At 71.4% G+C, this 15,403-nt stretch carries 15 protein-coding genes; 7 read left to right on the top strand and 8 right to left on the bottom strand.

Annotation, left to right across the window (positions count from 1 at the left end):
• Positions 1-16: 16 nt before the first annotated feature.
• The 5 genes from coaE to rho form a co-directional block, all read right to left on the bottom strand.
• Positions 17-646: a dephospho-CoA kinase gene (coaE, locus tag LGR69_RS06685; protein ID WP_230365538.1), complete on the bottom strand. Its 630-nt coding sequence runs from the start codon at positions 644-646 to the stop codon at positions 17-19.
• Positions 643-1,494 (bottom strand): shikimate dehydrogenase, encoded by an 852-nt coding sequence (locus LGR69_RS06680; protein ID WP_230365537.1) that lies wholly within the window; start codon positions 1,492-1,494, stop codon positions 643-645. Before LGR69_RS06680 ends, coaE begins: the two co-directional genes overlap by 4 nt.
• A complete protein-coding gene (locus LGR69_RS06675) occupies positions 1,491-2,528 on the bottom strand; it encodes a cation diffusion facilitator family transporter (RefSeq protein WP_230365536.1) in 1,038 nt (345 codons plus the stop codon). The genes LGR69_RS06680 and LGR69_RS06675 overlap by 4 nt, the downstream gene beginning before the upstream one ends.
• Positions 2,529-2,538: 10 nt before the next feature.
• Complete coding sequence (locus LGR69_RS06670) at positions 2,539-3,150, bottom strand: Maf family nucleotide pyrophosphatase (protein ID WP_230365535.1); 612 nt, start codon at positions 3,148-3,150, stop codon at positions 2,539-2,541.
• A 220-nt stretch (positions 3,151-3,370) separates the two neighbouring features.
• On the bottom strand, positions 3,371-4,741 hold the full coding sequence (gene rho, locus LGR69_RS06665; protein ID WP_007565271.1) for a transcription termination factor Rho: 1,371 nt from the start codon (positions 4,739-4,741) through the stop codon (positions 3,371-3,373).
• Between the two features lie 565 nt (positions 4,742-5,306).
• Here rho and LGR69_RS06660 point away from each other — a divergent pair.
• The 6 genes from LGR69_RS06660 (at position 5,307) to cuyB (ending at position 11,664) form a co-directional block, all read left to right on the top strand.
• Positions 5,307-5,810, top strand: a complete 504-nt coding sequence (locus tag LGR69_RS06660) for a DUF3429 domain-containing protein (protein WP_007565273.1) — start codon at positions 5,307-5,309, stop codon at positions 5,808-5,810.
• Positions 5,811-6,077: 267 nt separating this feature from the next.
• Positions 6,078-7,628 carry a histidine--tRNA ligase gene (hisS, locus tag LGR69_RS06655; protein WP_230365534.1) on the top strand — a complete coding sequence of 517 codons (1,551 nt, stop codon included), beginning with the start codon at positions 6,078-6,080 and terminating at the stop codon, positions 7,626-7,628.
• A 172-nt stretch (positions 7,629-7,800) separates the two neighbouring features.
• Positions 7,801-8,943 carry an ATP phosphoribosyltransferase regulatory subunit gene (locus LGR69_RS06650; protein WP_122161753.1) on the top strand — a complete coding sequence of 381 codons (1,143 nt, stop codon included), beginning with the start codon at positions 7,801-7,803 and terminating at the stop codon, positions 8,941-8,943.
• Positions 8,940-9,932 carry an ATP phosphoribosyltransferase gene (hisG, locus tag LGR69_RS06645; RefSeq protein WP_007565279.1) on the top strand — a complete coding sequence of 331 codons (993 nt, stop codon included), beginning with the start codon at positions 8,940-8,942 and terminating at the stop codon, positions 9,930-9,932. The genes LGR69_RS06650 and hisG overlap by 4 nt, the downstream gene beginning before the upstream one ends.
• A gap of 11 nt (positions 9,933-9,943) precedes the next feature.
• Positions 9,944-10,804, top strand: a complete 861-nt coding sequence (locus LGR69_RS06640; RefSeq protein WP_230365533.1) for a LysR family transcriptional regulator — start codon at positions 9,944-9,946, stop codon at positions 10,802-10,804.
• A 146-nt stretch (positions 10,805-10,950) separates the two neighbouring features.
• Complete coding sequence (gene cuyB, locus LGR69_RS06635; protein WP_230365532.1) at positions 10,951-11,664, top strand: cysteate racemase; 714 nt, start codon at positions 10,951-10,953, stop codon at positions 11,662-11,664.
• Between the two features lie 417 nt (positions 11,665-12,081).
• On the opposite strand, the gene LGR69_RS06630 is transcribed toward cuyB, so the two are convergent.
• From LGR69_RS06630 to LGR69_RS06620, 3 genes are all read right to left on the bottom strand, one after another.
• On the bottom strand, positions 12,082-12,435 hold the full coding sequence (locus LGR69_RS06630) for a lysozyme inhibitor LprI family protein (RefSeq protein WP_230365531.1): 354 nt from the start codon (positions 12,433-12,435) through the stop codon (positions 12,082-12,084).
• Positions 12,436-12,512: 77 nt separating this feature from the next.
• Positions 12,513-12,944, bottom strand: coding sequence for a protoporphyrinogen oxidase HemJ (hemJ, locus tag LGR69_RS06625; protein ID WP_122161759.1), 432 nt, complete (start codon positions 12,942-12,944; stop codon positions 12,513-12,515).
• Positions 12,945-12,947: 3 nt separating this feature from the next.
• Entirely contained in the window at positions 12,948-14,105 is a 1,158-nt protein-coding gene (locus LGR69_RS06620; protein ID WP_370881379.1) for a uroporphyrinogen decarboxylase, read from the bottom strand.
• Between the two features lie 454 nt (positions 14,106-14,559).
• Between LGR69_RS06620 and LGR69_RS06615 the strand changes: the two genes are divergently transcribed.
• Positions 14,560-15,390 (top strand): pyruvate, water dikinase regulatory protein, encoded by an 831-nt coding sequence (locus LGR69_RS06615; protein ID WP_007565296.1) that lies wholly within the window; start codon positions 14,560-14,562, stop codon positions 15,388-15,390.
• The last annotated feature ends 13 nt before the right edge of the window (positions 15,391-15,403 follow it).

Below are 15,403 nucleotides of genomic sequence, written 5' to 3'. Positions count from 1 at the left end.
CCGTCGCGCGGCCGCGTCACCCAGCGGAGGGGTGCTCCGGCGCACCGCGCTCCGTCAGCGCGGCCACGATCCGCGCCACCTCGGCCTCGGCGGCGGGAAAGCCCCGGCTCGTATCGATCACGAAATCCGCCCGGGCCCGCTTCTCGGCATCCGGCATCTGCTTGGCGCGGATCGCCTCGAAAGCCGCCTCGGTCATGCCGGGGCGGGCCAGCACCCGGGCGCGCTGCACCTCGGGGGGCGCACTGACCACCGCGACCGCGTCGCAGCGGCTCCCGCCCCCGGTCTCGTAGAGGAGCGGGATGTCGAGGACGACCAGGGGCGCGTCCGCGTGCCGGGCCAGGAAGGTCGTGCTGGCCGCCCGGACCAGCGGGTGGACGATGGCCTCGAGCGCTTCCATCCGGCCGGGATCGCCGAGCACCGCCGCGCGCAGGCGGGCGCGGTCGACGCCGCCCTGCGGGTCGAGCACGCCCGGAAAGGCTTTGCCGATGGCTGCGGCGGCCTCGCCGCCTGGACCGTAGAGGGCGTGGACGGCGGCGTCGGCATCGTGGACCGGGACCCCGAGCGCCGAGAACATCCGGGCGGTGGCCGACTTGCCCATGCCGATCGAGCCGGTCAGGCCGAGTATGACGGGGCGGCCCTTGCTCATCCGGTAAGATCCGCCACGATCCGGTCCCGCAGGCCCGGGGTGACGGCCGGGCGCAGGCCGAACCACGCCTCGAAACCCGGCACCGCCTGGTGCAGCAGCATCCCGAGTCCGTCGACCGCGGCGAGCCCCCGCCGGCGTGCCGCCGCGAGCAGGTCGGTCTCCAGCGGGGCGTAGACGATGTCGGCCACTGCGGCGGTTTCCGGCAACGGGGTGAGGTCGAGATCGAGGGGCGGCTGGCCCTTCATCCCGAGCGAGGTGGTGTTGACCAGGAGCTCTGCCCCGGCGAGCGCGTCGGGCAGGTCGTCCCAGGCGAGCGCGGTGCCGATCCCCGGGGCCAGGGCCGCCAGGGTCTCGGCCCGGGCCCGGGTGCGGTTGGCGATCAGGATCCGGCGCAGGCCGCTCTCGGCGAGGCCGACCACGATCGCCCGCGCCGCGCCGCCGGCGCCCAGCACCACCGCCGTGCCGCCGGCCCGCTCGGTCCAGCCGGCGCCCAGGCTGTGGTCGAGATGGGCGCAGAAGCCCGGCGCGTCGGTGTTGTCGCCGCGGACCCGGCCGTCGGGCTCGACCACCAGGGTGTTCACCGCGCCGATCTTTTGCGCCCGCGGCGTCAGCGTATCGACGAGCGCGTAAGCCGCCTCCTTGTGGGGGATCGTGACGTTGCCGCCCCGGAAGCCCGATTCCGGCAGCGCCCGGAGGAAATCCGGGAACGCCTCCGGGGCGACGTCCAGGCGCTCGTAGGAGCCGGGGATACCGTGCTGGCTAAGCCAGTAGCCGTGGATCAGCGGCGAGCGCGAATGCGCGATCGGGTGGCCGACCACGAAGGCCCGGGGGATCGGGGACACGCTCATGCCGCGCATTCCCGGGCGAGCCGGCAGGCCGGGCCGCCGGCCGCCTCGATCTGCAGGGTCGCGTGGCCGATGCCGAAGCGGGTGCGCAGGCCCTCGGCGGTTTCGTTGAGGAAGCCGTTGGCAGCCGCGCGATGCTCCGGGTGGTCCTCGGCGATCACCAGATGGACCGTGAGGGCGACGCTGGTGGTGCTCATCGGCCAGATATGCAGGTCGTGGAGGTCGATGACCCCGGGCCGGTCGCGCAGGAAGCCGGTCACCGCCTCGGGGGAGATCTCGGGCGGCACCGCGTCGAGGGACATCGCCACGCTGTCGCGCAGGAGCCCCCAGGTCGCCCAGACGACGAGGCCCGCGATGGCGAGGCTGACCGCCGGGTCGAGCCAGGCCTGGCCGGTGAGCTGGATCACCAGGCCGGCGACCACGACCCCGGCCGAGACCGCGGCATCGGCCACCATGTGCAGGAAGGCGCCGCGGATGTTGATGTCGCCCTTGGCGCCGCTGGCGAACAGCCAGGCGGTGACGCCGTTGACCAGGATGCCGACGGCGGCGACCACCATCACGATGGTGCCGACCACGGGCTCGGGATGGACCAGCCGGACGAGCGCCTCCCAGATCACCGCGCCCATGGCGACCAGCAGGAACACGGCGTTGAACAGGGCCGCCAGGATGGAGGAGCCGCGATAGCCGTAGGTGAAGCGGGCGCTGGCCCGGCGGCGCACCAGGATGGCGGCGATCCAGGCGGCGGCCAGGCCCAGCACGTCGGAGAGGTTGTGGCCGGCATCGGCCACCAGGGACATCGAGTTGCTGAGGTAGCCGTAGGCCGCCTCGACCACCACGAAACCGGTGTTGAGCACGATGCCGATCGCGAAGGCCGGCCCGAAATTCTTCGGCGCGTGGACGTGGCCGCCATGACCGCCATGCGCGTGACCGCCATGGGCGTGGCCCCCGGATCGGCCAGCGGTCGAAGACGTGCCGTGGCCGGACTGCGAAGCGCCTTCGAAGGGAGGGCCTCCATGCGAATGATCGTGCCCTGCCACGCGGTGCTCCCTAGAAATCCAGATAGCCGGCGGCGCGCAGGCGGGCGAGCAGCGGCAGCAGCGGCAGGCCGAGCACGGTCGAATGGTCGCCGGTGACCGAATCGAATAGGTGGATGCCCGGTCCCTCGAGCTGGTAGCCGCCGACGCTGGCGCGCACCTTTTCGGCGCCAGCGCAGTCCACATAGGCGGCGATCGCCCGGGCATCGAGGGGGCGGATCGTCAGCCGGGCGGTCTCCACGAAGGCGTCGTCGATGGCGCCGGCGAGCGCCACCGCGGAATGCAGGGCGTGGCTGCGGCCGGCGAGGCGGGCGAGCTGGGCGCGCGCCGCGTCGGAATCCCGGGGCTTGTGGAAGATCGTGCCGTCGAGTTCGAGGACCTGGTCGGCGCCGATCACGACCCGGCCCGGATGGCGGGCGGCCACCGCGTCGGCCTTGGCCCGGGCGAGGCGCAGGGCGAGGTCGGGCGGCGACAATCCCTGGCTCGACGCCTCGACGGCGCGCTCGTCGACATCGGGGGATGCGGTCTCGACCGGCAGGGCCGCGCTCTCCAGGAGCAGGCGCCGGGTCGGGCTGGTCGAGGCGAGGAGGAGCGGATCCGGACGGAGCCAGGGCGAGCGGGGCATCGCGCCAGTGTCACGGATCGGGTTGCCGAAGCAAGGCTGCGACGAGCCCCGCCGCCGGGATGAACCGGTCGGCGGGGCTGTCGCGGAGCCGATACGCAACCTGGCTCCCAAGGCCGACCATGGCAGGCACGGGTTAGGAGAAGGTCAACGCGGTCTCTGGTTTCCAAAGGGCCAAGCCCTTTGGCGGGGTTCGGGGGCGGAGCCCCTGAGATCGACCCGATCAGGTGTTCATCGAGTCGAAGAAGTCACTGTTGCTCTTGGTCTGGCGCAGCTTGTCGAGCAGGAACTCGATCGCGTCGGTGACGCCCATCGGGTTGAGGATGCGGCGCAGCACGTAGGTCTTCTTGAGCGCGTCCGGCGGGACCAGCAGCTCCTCCTTGCGGGTGCCGGAGCGGGTGATGTCGATCGCCGGGAAGATGCGCTTGTCCGAGACCTTGCGGTCCAGGATGATCTCCGAGTTGCCGGTGCCCTTGAACTCCTCGAAGATCACCTCGTCCATGCGCGAGCCGGTGTCGATGAGCGCGGTGGCGATGATCGAGAGCGAGCCGCCCTCCTCGATGTTGCGGGCGGCGCCGAAGAAGCGCTTGGGCCGCTGCAGGGCGTTGGCGTCGACACCGCCGGTCAGCACCTTGCCGGAGGACGGCACCACGGTGTTGTAGGCGCGGCCGAGCCGGGTGATCGAGTCGAGCAGGATGACGACGTCGCGGCCGTGCTCCACCAGGCGCTTGGCCTTCTCGATCACCATCTCGGCGACCTGCACGTGGCGGGTGGCCGGCTCGTCGAAGGTCGAGGCGATGACCTCGCCCTTCACCGAGCGGATCATGTCGGTCACCTCCTCGGGCCGCTCGTCGATGAGCAGCACGATGAGGTAGCATTCCGGGTGGTTGAGGGTGATCGACTGCGCGATGTTCTGCATCAGCACGGTCTTGCCGGTGCGCGGCGGCGCCACGATCAGGGCGCGCTGGCCTTTGCCGATCGGCGCCACGATGTCGATGATCCGGGGCGAGAAATCCTTCTTGGTCGGATTCTCGAGCTCGAGCTTGAACCGCTTGGTGGGGAAGAGCGGCGTCAGGTTGTCGAAATGGACCTTGTGCTTGATCTTCTCCGGGTTCTCGAAGTTGATCGTGTTGACCTTCAAGAGCGCGAAGTAGCGCTCGCCGTCCTTGGGGCCGCGGATCGGGCCCTCGACGGTGTCGCCGGTGCGCAGGCCGAAGCGCCGGATCTGGGTCGGCGAGATGTAGATGTCGTCCGGGCCGGGCAGGTAGTTCGAGTCGTTCGAGCGCAGGAAGCCGAAGCCGTCCTGCAGCACCTCGACGGTGCCGGCGCCGATGATCTCGACCTCCTTGGCAGCGAGCTGCTTCAGGATGGCGAACATCAGCTCCTGCTTGCGCATGGTCGAGGCGTTCTCGACCTCGACCTCCTCGGCGAAGGCGATCAGGTCGGTGGGCGTCTTGGCCTTGAGGTCGAACAGCTTGACCTCGCGCACGCCCTCGAGGACGGCGACGGTGCCCGGGGTGGCGGGCGCGTCGGCCTGATCCGCGGTCTCGGGATCGGCCAGGGGATCGGCGAAGGCGTCGGGATGTGGCGTCATGGGGTGTCTTGCAACCGACGGAGAAGGTGGGAGGGCCGGTTCTGCGCCAAGCAACCCGGGGGACGGGCGCCGGAGAGCGGGCCGCGCTGGAACAGCGAGGGGCCCGAAGATCGTCTTGGCTGGACCGTTTTCGGCAGGACCCTCGCGGCTCACGGGCGCGCTGCGGCGCTGACCTTGTGAAGAGGGCCCACAAGAAATAACGCGTTTCGCCACCGCACTCAAGGGGCTGATGGATCGGAGGCGCCCGGGGGCCCGCGGGATCGGTGACGACGGGCCGGCTTCGTCGCGGGATGGGGCCGTGACCACTCCCCCACGCATCCCCTCCCCGGCAGAGGGAGGGAGGGAGACGCAGTCTCATTTAGAATTTTAGGAATCGGCGGCACCTCTCGAAGACGTGCATTCACCCGTCACGATCCGTTGAACGCCCCCAGCGCAGGCCGGACCTCGCGGATCGGCTCGCGCGGCGCTAAAGGGCTCCGCGCGGAACCGGGGTCCCGCGGGGCCGTTCCCCGTCCCGGCGCCGCAGCGCAGCAAACCCGTCACCCGAGAGCCCGGCCCCACAAACATGCGCGACGACGCCACCGGACGCACCATCACCGCGCACGAGCCGCGCCGGATCCCATGGCTCGACATCGTGTTCGGCTTCGGCCCGATGGTGCCGATCGCCGTCGGCGCCGCCGCCGCCTGGTGGCTGAACGGGCAGCCGCTCGATTATCTCGTGGCCCTGTTCACCCTGCTCTACGCCGCCTCGATCCTGCTGTTCCTGGCCGGCGTCCACCGGGGCGTCAGCTTCCGCACCGAGGGTGGCCCGCGACTCGCCCAGATCGTCACGATGCTGATCCTGTACGCGCTCGGCCTGTTCAGCCTGTTCTCGGCGGTGATGGGCAAGGCGGTGCCGGCGCTGGCCATGCTGATCCTCGGCTACGCGGCCATCGGAATCCTCGATCCGATCGCCGCCCGCGCCGGCGAGGTGCCGCTGGCCCATGCCCGCCTGCGCCCGCTGCAGATGCCCATCGCCGTGGTGAGCCTCGCGGTCCTGCTCTGGCTCAAGCTGACCGCGCCGTATTGAGGGTTTGACGAGCGTTCCCACCCGCCACCGTCATCGCGCGCGCAGCGAAGCAACCCAGCGCAGCGCGCATTCCCCGAACGTCGCGTTGCCCTGGGTCGCTTCGCGACGCGCGATGACGGCGCGGGATAGGCGGCCGAGGAAGCTTCCCGGAAACCGAATTCCCCTTTCGCCCGTCATGCTCTAGAGCCCGGCCCAGGATCCCCGCCGCGCCGGGGACGACTCACACCGGACCCGGGCTCCGGGTCCGCGGGAAGCGAACGCGTTCACATGTCCAAGCCCGAAACCGCGAAGGCCGAAAGCCGGGCCGAAACCCTGAAACCCCGCCTGCCCCGCGGCTTCGTCGACCGCCGCGCCGACGAGATCGCCGCCCAGGGGCGGATGCTGGAGACGATCCGCAAGAGCTTCGAGCTCTACGGCTTCGAGGCCCTGGAGACCCCGTTCGTCGAGTATACCGAGGCGCTGGGCAAGTTCCTGCCAGACCTCGACCGGCCGAATGCCGGCGTGTTCTCGTTCCAGGACGACGACGAGGCCTGGCTCTCCTTGCGCTACGACCTGACCGCGCCGCTCGCCCGGTTCGTGGCCGAGAATTACGATTCCCTGCCCAAGCCCTATCGCAGCTACCGGGCCGGCTACGTGTTCCGCAACGAGAAGCCGGGGCCCGGCCGGTTCCGCCAGTTCATGCAGTTCGATGCCGACATCGTCGGCGCCGGCAGCGTCGCGGCCGATGCCGAGACTTGCATGCTGATGGCCGACACCCTGGACCGGCTCGGGCTCGGCGGCCAGTACGTGGTCAAGGTCAACAACCGCAAGGTGCTCGACGGGGTCATGGAGGCGATCGGCCTCGCCGGCCCCGACAAGGCCGGCCAGCGGCTGACCGTCCTGCGGGCGATCGACAAGCTCGACCGCCTCGGCGTCGACGGCGTGCGCGACCTGCTCGGCGCCGGCCGCAAGGACGAGAGCGGCGACTTCACCAAGGGCGCCGGCCTCGACGCCAGTGCGGTGTCGCGGATCCTGGCCTACGTGTCGTTCCAGGCCGATGCCGGGGACGGCGCCGACAAGATGGCGTTCTGGGAACAATTCTTCGCCGGCTGGCACGAGGCGGTGGGCGAATCCGAGACCGGCCGCGAGGGCATCGCCGAGCTGCACGCGATCATGCGGCTCTGCGCGGCGGCGGGCTACGGCCACGATGTGATCCGCGCCGATCCGAGCGTGGTGCGCGGGCTCGAATACTATACCGGCCCGGTCTACGAGGCCGAGCTGACTTTCCCAGTGACCAACGAGGACGGCCAGACCGTGCGCTTCGGCTCGGTGGCCGGCGGCGGGCGCTACGACGGCCTGGTCGGGCGGTTCCGGGCCGAGCCGGTGCCGGCCACGGGCTTCTCCATCGGCGTCTCGCGGCTGTTCTCGGCGCTCCAGCTGGTCAAGAGCCCGCTTCTGGCCGGCACCGAGACCCCCGGCCCGGTGGTGGTGCTGGTCCTCGACCGCGAGAACATGGCCGATTACCAGCGGCTGGTCGCCCTGCTGCGGGCGGACGGGATCCGGGCCGAGCTCTATCTCGGCGCCGCCGGCATGAAGGCCCAGATGAAATACGCCGACCGCCGCCGCGCCCCGGTGGCGATCATCCAGGGCTCGAACGAGCGCTTGGCCGGCGAGATCCAGATCAAGGACCTGATCGAGGGCGCCCGCGCCGCCGAATCCATCGGCAGCAACGCCGAGTGGAAGGCCGCCCGGCCGGCGCAATTCTCCTGCCCGGAGGCCGACCTGGTCGCCCAGGTCCGCGCCGTCCTGGCCCGCCACTTCCCGGCCATCGCGGGCTGAGTCCCGGTTTCAAAAGGTCCGTGACCTTTTGCGGGTGCGGGCAGAGCCCGCGTTCCTCAGGGGCTCCGCCCCCGAACCCCTGCCAAAGGGCTGAGCCCTTTGGGAACCCAGGATCTCTACGTGTCGCCAAGCGCGACTGCGATTGCTAGAGAGCGCCCGCGAGGGACATGCGATGACACGACCGGAGGCCGGTGAGACGGGGGCAGGCGACGCGGCGCGGACGCGGCTGCTCGCGCATCTGAGTGCGGCCGGCTACCGGCCGGTGACGCCCCCGGTGCTGCAGCCGGTGGAGCCGTTCCTGGAACTGTCCGGCGAGGATATCCGCCGGCGGATCTTCGTCACCCAGGATGCGGCCGGGGCCGAATTGTGCCTGCGGCCGGAATTCACGATCCCGGTCTGCCGCCTGCACCGGGCCCAGGCCGACGGCCAGGCGGCCGATTACAGCTATTGCGGCCCGGTCTTCCGGCTCGCCGCCGACGAGCCCGACGAGTTCTTCCAGGCCGGCATCGAATCGATCGGGCGCACCGACACGCCCGCCGCCGATGCCGAGGTGCTGGGGCTGGCCCTCGAGGGCCTCGCCTTGTTCGGCCGGACCGACCCGGCGGTGCGGCTCGGCGATATGGGCCTCACCGTGGCTCTGCTGGACGGCCTTGCGGTGCCGCCGGCGGCCAAGCGGCGGACCCTGCGGGCCCTCGCCGCCGGGCGCTCCCTCGACGAGGTCACCAATGGCGGCGAGGGCGCGCGCCCCGAGGATCCGCATGCCGGCCTGCTGGCCGCGATCCAGGGCCAGGACCCCCGGGGCGTGCGCGCCTTCGTGGAGGATGTGCTGGCCATCGCGGGCATCTCGGCGGTGGGCGGCCGCAGCGCCGGCGAGATCGCCGAGCGCTTCCTCGGCAAGGCGGCCGCGCAGGCCAATGGCGGCGCCGGGCTCAACGCCGAGAACCGCGCCGTGCTCGACCGCTACCGGGCCATCGCCGGCCATCCGGACGCGGCGGCCCGCGACCTGCGCGGGCTGGTGGCCGAGGCGGGCCTGCGCCACGACGCCTTGTCTGCCGCCCTCGACCTGTTCGAGGAGCGCACCGGCTTCATCGCGGCCCGGGGCCTGCCGATCGAGCGCTTCCGGTTCCAGGGCGGCTTCGCCCGCAACCTCGACTACTACACCGGCTTCATCTTCGAGGTGAACGAGGGCGACGGCCCGATCCTGGTCGGCGGCGGCCGTTACGACGGCCTGCTCGGGCATCTCGGCAGCGCGGCGCCCCTGCCCGCGGTGGGCTGCACCTTCTGGGTCGAGCGCGTGGCGGGAGCCGGCCGATGACCTCCTCGGATTCGGACGCCATGCCGCTGATCCTCGCCGTCCCGTCCAAGGGGCGCCTCCAGGAGAATGCCAGCGCGTTCTTCGGCCGGGCCGGCCTGCGGCTCGCCCAGGGCGCGGGCGCCCGCGACTATCGCGGCAAGCTCGTGGGCGTGCCGGGGGTCGAGGTGCGCTACCTCTCGGCCTCGGAGATCGCCGCGCAGCTCGCCTCCGGGGCGGCCCATCTCGGCATCACGGGCGAGGACCTGATCCGCGAGACCCTGCCGGACGTGCGCGGCCAGGTCGAGCTCCTGACCCCGCTCGGCTTCGGCAACGCCACCGTGGTGGTGGCGGTGCCCCAGGCCTGGATCGACGTGCGGGCGATGTCCGACCTCGACGAGGTCGCGGCCCTGATGCGCACCCGCCACGGCCGCCGCCTGCGGGTGGCGACCAAATACGTGAACCTGACCCGCCGGTTCTTCGCCGAGAAAGGCGTCGCCGATTACCGCATCGTCGAGAGCCTGGGCGCCACCGAGGGCGCGCCGGCGGCGGGCTCGGCCGAGATCGTGGTCGACATCACCACCACGGGCGCGACGCTCAGCGCCAACGCCCTGAAGGTGCTGGACGACGGCATCATCCTGCGCTCCGAGGCCAACCTGGTCGCCTCGCTCAAGGCCCCCTGGGGCGAGGACCAGCGGACGGCTCTGCGCACGGTGCTCGGCCGGATCGCCGCCGAGGAGCGCGCCCGCACCACCCGGGAGGTCCGGGCCGCCCTGCCGGAGAGCGGCACCATCGACCTCGCCACGATCGCGGGCCTGCACGAGGCCGAGTTGCCCTACGGCGCCCCGCGCGGAAGCGACGGCGAGATCGTGATGCGCTGCCCCGAGGGGGCCGTGTTCGCCCTCGCCGGCGCCCTGGTCGAGGCCGGCGCCCGGGCGGTGACGGTCCGGCGGGTCGACTACGCCTTCGCGGCCGAGAACCCGCTGGCGGAGCGGCTGCTGGCCCGGCTCTAAGACACCCGGCGATGGAGCTGAAATGGCTCGAGGACTTCCTGAGCCTCGCGCGCACCGGCAGTTTCTCCCGCGCGGCGGTGGAGCGCCACGTCACCCAGCCGGCCTTCGGGCGGCGGATCCGGGCGCTCGAGGGCTGGCTCGGGGTCCCGCTGATCGATCGCAGCACCTACCCGACCGCCCTGACCCCTGAGGGCCAGCTGTTCCGCGAGACCGCGCAGGAGACGGTCCGGCTCCTGTACGAGGGCCGCGCCGCGCTGCGGGCCCGAACCCGGCCGGCCGCCCGGGCGGTGTCGGTGGCGGCACTCCACACCCTGGCACTGACCGTCTTCCCAGGCTGGTACCGGGACATCGAGGCCCGGACCGGGCCCCTGGGCAGCCGGCTGCTGCCGGGGGACTTCCACGCCTGCGTGCAGGCGCTGGCCGAGGGCAGCCACGACCTGCTGCTGACCTACCATCATCCCGGCGTGCCGATCCCCCTCGACCCCGCGGCGTTCCTGCACCGCGTCATCGGCCGGGACAGGCTCGTGCCGGTGCACCGGCCGGGTCCGGCGCAAGCCGACCTGCCCGGTCTCGGCTACCCGGCGGATTCCTTCCTGGGCCGGGTGGTGGCGCAGAGTGCCGAGCCGATGCCGGCGGCCCATGTCAACGAGAACGCCATGGCGGAGGCGCTGAAGTTCATGGCGCTGGCGGGCCATGGCCTCGCCTGGCTGCCCGAGAGCCTGGTCACCCGTGAGCTCGCCGAGGGCAGCCTCGTGGCCTCGGGATCGGGGACCGCCCTGGAGATCCGCCTCTACCGGAACGCCGCCCGCCGCCACCCGGCCCTCGACGCGGTCTGGCAGGCCGCCCACGCCCTGGCCTCCGAGGTAGGCTGAAACCGGGTTGCCAAAGGGCCAGCCCTTTGGCGGGGTGTCGGGGCGGAGACCCGACCATGCCGGACCGGCATGGCCCGTGCCGACACGGCATTGGACCCGCCTGCCTTCGCTCTTCATGACGGTCTCCGCGACGTTCGGAGGCGAAGATGCTCGGTGTTCTCGGGGGGATGGGTCCGCTGGCCACGGCGGACTTTCTGGCCAAGCTGGTGCGGGCGACGCCGGCCCGGCGCGACCAGGACCACATCCCGACCCTGGTCTGCTCGGCGGTCGACATCCCCGACCGGGCCTCCGCCATCCTGGGCCGGGGTCCGGACCCGCTGCCGGCGATGCGCGCGGCCCTGGCCCGCCTGGAGACGGCGGGCGCCACCCGGATCGCGATTCCCTGCAACACCGCCCATCACTGGCACGCGGCGCTCCAGGCGGGCACGGCGCTGCCGATCCTGCACATCGTCGACGCGGTGGCCGACGACCTCGCCGGGAGCGGCCTCGCCGGCGGCCCGATCGGCCTCCTGGCGAGCGCCGGGACCCTCCGGGTCGGCCTCTACCCGGAGCGGCTCGCCCGGCACGGCTTCACCGGCCTGAGCCCGGATCCGGACGGACAGGAGGCGGTGGTCGCGGCGATCGACCTGGTGAAGGCCGGCCGGGTGGTTGAGGCGGCCCTGATCCTCGAAGCCCAGGCCCGGGCCCTGGTGGCGGCCGGATGCCGCCGGGTGGTGATGGCCTGCACCGAGATCCCGGTGGCGCTGTCCGCCCTCGACGATGAGCTCGCGGGCGTGATGGTGGATGCGACCGAGTCCCTGGCCCGGGCCTGCGTCGCCGCCTGCCGGGCCGATGCGGCGGCGCTGCCGCTTGTGGCGTGACGCCTGCGGGGCCGCGGGAGCGGTGGCTGTAAATTGCTGTGGCTGTCGCTTAGAAGAAGCGTATTCTTCAGCGGGATCGAGCTGATCGCTGCGCGAAGCCTTGAGCGGCGGTCTTTCCATCCACCCCCCTCATCCTGAGGTGCCGCGTTAGCGGCCTCGAAGGAGCCCTCCAGGGATCGCGCGGCGGGCTGGATAGCTCCTTCGAGGCCTCCGCTGCGCTTCGGCACCTCAGGATGAGGGGGTGGATGGGATCGTCCCTGTGACGTGCGTCAACCTGGGTCCCGTCATCACCAGCGAAGCGATGTGATCCAGGGAACCGCCACGGTCTCAGAGCGCGCGCTGCCCCGGATTGCTGCGCTCCGCTGGCAATAGCGGCGTGGGCGAAGCCGACCGATCACCCGATGGCCCGAACCACCCTCACTGCGGCCCCTGCTTGGCGAATTCCGCCAGCACCCCGCGCAGCACCTTGAGCCGGGTCTCGTAGAGGCCGCGCAGGCAGGCGATGTCGCCGCCGCAGGCGTGGCGTTCCTTGAGCCAGGTCTCCTGGTCGTCGCGCAGCTTGGTCTGGCCGCCCATCGGCAGGACGTCTTTCAGGATGGCGAAGCGAGTCGCCATCTCGACATCCATGTCATTGAGCGGGAGATGGGCGCAGATCGCCTTCTCGTCTTGGGTCTCGGCCTTGTCGCAGGCGAAGCTCGCGGCCCCGGCGGGGGCGGCGCCGAGAAGAGGCAGGAGGGCCAGCGGCAGGGCGAGGGCGAAAACCTTGGTCATGGCCCCCCAACGGCCCGGCCGGCGAAAGGCTCCGGGCATGCCGGCGGTGCGGGGAGCCGGATCACAGGATCCCGGGATCAGAGGCCCGGCTTGACGATCGCCAGGATGACGATGCCGATCATCAGGAGGGTGGGCACCTCGTTGAGCACCCGGTAGAACCTGTGCCCGCGGGTGTTCCGGTCGGCGGCGAAATCCTTGACCATCCGGGCGAGCCAGCCGTGGATGCCCGACATCGCCAGCACCAGCACGAACTTCGCCTGGAGCCAGGGGCTGGCGTAGTAGCCGCTCATCCAGGCCAGCGTCAGCCCGAACGCCCAGGTGGCGATCATGGCGGGGTTCATGATCGCCTTGAGCAGGCGGCGCTCCATCACCTTGAAGGTCGCGGCCTGCCCGTCCGAGCCCGGCGGCAGGCTCGCGTGATAGACGAACAGCCGGGGCAGGTAGAGCATGCCCGCCATCCAGGCGATCAGGCTGATGACGTGCCCGGCCTTGAGCCAATCGTAGAGCACGGCCTACCTGCGCAGCCGCGCGAGCATGCGCTCGACATGGGCCACCGGCGTCTGCGGGGTGATGCCGTGGCCGAGATTGAACACGTGCGGCAGGCCCGCGGTCGCCTCCAGCACGGCGTCGACCCCGGCATCCAGGGCGTCGCCGCCTTCGATCAGCGTGTCGGGATGCAGGTTGCCCTGGGTCACCGTGGTGGCGGGCAGCTGCCGGCGCAGGGCCTTCAGGTCCACCGCCCAATCGACGCCGACCGCGTCGGCCCCGGTCTCCGGCACCACCCGGCCATGGCCGTCGAGGCCCGAGCCGCGGGCGAAGACGATGATCTTGGCGTGCGGCACCCGTGCGCGGACGCCGGCGATCATCCGGGCGATCGGGCGGAGCGACCAGCGGGTCAGGGCGTCCATCGCCGCCTCGCCCGGCAGGGCGCTCTCGGTCACGTCGCCCACCGGCTCGACGATGTCCCCGGAGGCGGGCACGGCGCGCGGCAGGGTGCCGGCATGGGATTCGAAGATCTGCACCGCGTCGGCGCCGGCCTCGAGCTGGCGGACGAGATACGCGGTCTGCACCGTGACGAGGCGGTCGATCAGGCTGTCGACCAGGGCCGTGTCGCCCTCGGCCAGCGCCCGGGCGGGGGCGAGGTCCGGGGTGCCGCGGCCGCCGATCATGTAGCTCGCCACCGTCCAGGGCGCGCCGCAGAAGCCGAGCAGGGTGGTCTCGCCGGGCAATTCGGAGCGCAGCCGCTTCACGGTCTCGAAGACCGGAGCCAGGTGCGAAAAGATCGCCGGATCGCCGGCCTCGCGCAGCCGCCCGAAGGCCTCGCGGCCGTCCAGGGGATCGAGGCGCGGCCCCTCGCCTTCCACGAAGCGCACGTCCTGGCCGAGCGCGTGGGGGACGACCAGGATGTCCGAGAACAGGATCGCGGCGTCGAAGCCGAAGCGCCGGATCGGCTGGAGCGTCACCTCGACGGCGAAGTCCGGGCTGTAGCAGAGGTCGAGGAAGGAGCCGGCCTCGGCCCGGCTCGCCCGGTATTCCGGCAGGTAGCGGCCGGCCTGGCGCATCATCCAGGCGGGGGGCGGTCCGATCGCTTCGCCCTCGAGGACGCGCAGCACCTTCCGGTCGGACTTGCCTTCGGACATGCGCTCCGTCCCCGTCATCGTCGCTCCCATCCCGTCTTCGTCATCCCGCATGCCTGTCGGCGACCGTCCTGTCGAGTCGAGGCGCGCCGGATCCCCACACAGGCCCCTCTCGAAAAGAAAAGAGAGATTCTAGGACTCTGTTTTTTCTATTGGGGGGCCTCAACACGGTGGTGCAAGCGGGTCCACAGGCCGTCCCCGCCGCCGCGCCGTTAACGAGGCTTTAAAGGATTCGCTCCATGTTGCGAGAACGGCCAAGTCCAACAGCGGCTTGCGAACGCCGAGTCCGGTACGCGCCCCTGTTGCGTCCCGGATTCTCCCAAGCGCCCGGATTCCGCGCGCCTCGACGGCGTACCTGTGAACGGCGGAGTCGATAAAGCGCAGCCCCTGCGCCCTGGACCTGCCCGAAGCCGCATCCTATCCACACTCATCGACTCCCCTGGCGGCCCGCGGTGGATAACCCGACCGCCGAGGCGAAGGAGACCGGATGGGCCGCAGCTACTTCCACCTCCACCTCGTCTCCGACTCCACCGGGGAGACGCTGATCAATGTCGGCCGGGCGGCGGCCGCGCAGTACGAGGGCGTCTCGGCGATCGAGCATGTCTATCCGCTGGTGCGCTCGGCGGCGCAGCTCGACCGGGTAATCTCGGAGATCCGGGCGGCGCCGGGCCTCGTGCTCTACACCCTGGTCGGCGGCGATCTCGGCGAGCGGCTCGAAGAGGTCGCCCGGGAGACCGGCTCGCCCTGCCTGTCGGTGCTGCGGCCGGTCCACGACCTGCTGCGCGCCTATCTCGGGGCCGAGACCACGGCCCGGCCGGGCGCCCAGCACATGCTCAACGCGGAGTATTTCAAGCGCATCGACGCGATGAACTTCACGCTGGCCCACGACGACGGCAACCTGCCGGAGGACCTGGAGGAGGCCGACGTGATCCTGCTCGGGGTCAGCCGGACCTCGAAGACGCCGACCTCGATCTACCTGGCCAATCGCGGGCTCAAGACCACCAACCTGCCGCTGGTGCCGGGCATGCCGCTGCCCCCGGCGATCGAGCGGGCGCGCAAGCCCCTGGTGGTCGGGCTGTTCGCCTCGCCGGAGCGGATCGTGCAGATCCGCCAGAACCGGCTGTCGAGCCTCAACGCCGACGAATCCTCGATGTATGTCGACCGCTCGGCGGTGGCCGACGAGATCACCATGTCCCGCCGGCTGTTCACCAAGAACCGCTGGCCGACCATCGACGTGACCCGCCGCTCGATCGAGGAGACCGCCGCGGCGATCGTCGACCTCTACCGCGACCACCGCCTGAAGTTCATCGCGGATTGAATGAATCCGGGAT

It is taken from the genome of Methylobacterium brachiatum (assembly GCF_020523825.1).
GTDB classification, from domain to species: Bacteria; Pseudomonadota; Alphaproteobacteria; order Rhizobiales; family Beijerinckiaceae; genus Methylobacterium; species Methylobacterium brachiatum.
Note: the sequence above shows the minus strand (reverse complement) of the source record. Positions and strands in the feature narration are given on the sequence as shown.

Bases quoted from the DNA above. Each gene is read 5' to 3' on its own strand.
- coaE (WP_230365538.1), bottom strand. From the start codon at position 646: ATGAGCAAGGGCCGCCCCGTCATACTCGGCCTGACCGGCTCGATCGGC.
- LGR69_RS06680 (WP_230365537.1), bottom strand. From the start codon at position 1,494: ATGAGCGTGTCCCCGATCCCCCGGGCCTTCGTGGTCGGCCACCCGATC.
- LGR69_RS06670 (WP_230365535.1), bottom strand. From the start codon at position 3,150: ATGCCCCGCTCGCCCTGGCTCCGTCCGGATCCGCTCCTCCTCGCCTCG.
- rho (WP_007565271.1), bottom strand. From the start codon at position 4,741: ATGACGCCACATCCCGACGCCTTCGCCGATCCCCTGGCCGATCCCGAG.
- LGR69_RS06660 (WP_007565273.1), top strand. From the start codon at position 5,307: ATGCGCGACGACGCCACCGGACGCACCATCACCGCGCACGAGCCGCGC.
- hisS (WP_230365534.1), top strand. From the start codon at position 6,078: ATGTCCAAGCCCGAAACCGCGAAGGCCGAAAGCCGGGCCGAAACCCTG.
- LGR69_RS06650 (WP_122161753.1), top strand. From the start codon at position 7,801: ATGACACGACCGGAGGCCGGTGAGACGGGGGCAGGCGACGCGGCGCGG.
- hisG (WP_007565279.1), top strand. From the start codon at position 8,940: ATGACCTCCTCGGATTCGGACGCCATGCCGCTGATCCTCGCCGTCCCG.
- LGR69_RS06640 (WP_230365533.1), top strand. From the start codon at position 9,944: ATGGAGCTGAAATGGCTCGAGGACTTCCTGAGCCTCGCGCGCACCGGC.
- cuyB (WP_230365532.1), top strand. From the start codon at position 10,951: ATGCTCGGTGTTCTCGGGGGGATGGGTCCGCTGGCCACGGCGGACTTT.
- LGR69_RS06630 (WP_230365531.1), bottom strand. From the start codon at position 12,435: ATGACCAAGGTTTTCGCCCTCGCCCTGCCGCTGGCCCTCCTGCCTCTT.
- LGR69_RS06620 (WP_370881379.1), bottom strand. From the start codon at position 14,105: ATGGGAGCGACGATGACGGGGACGGAGCGCATGTCCGAAGGCAAGTCC.
- LGR69_RS06615 (WP_007565296.1), top strand. From the start codon at position 14,560: ATGGGCCGCAGCTACTTCCACCTCCACCTCGTCTCCGACTCCACCGGG.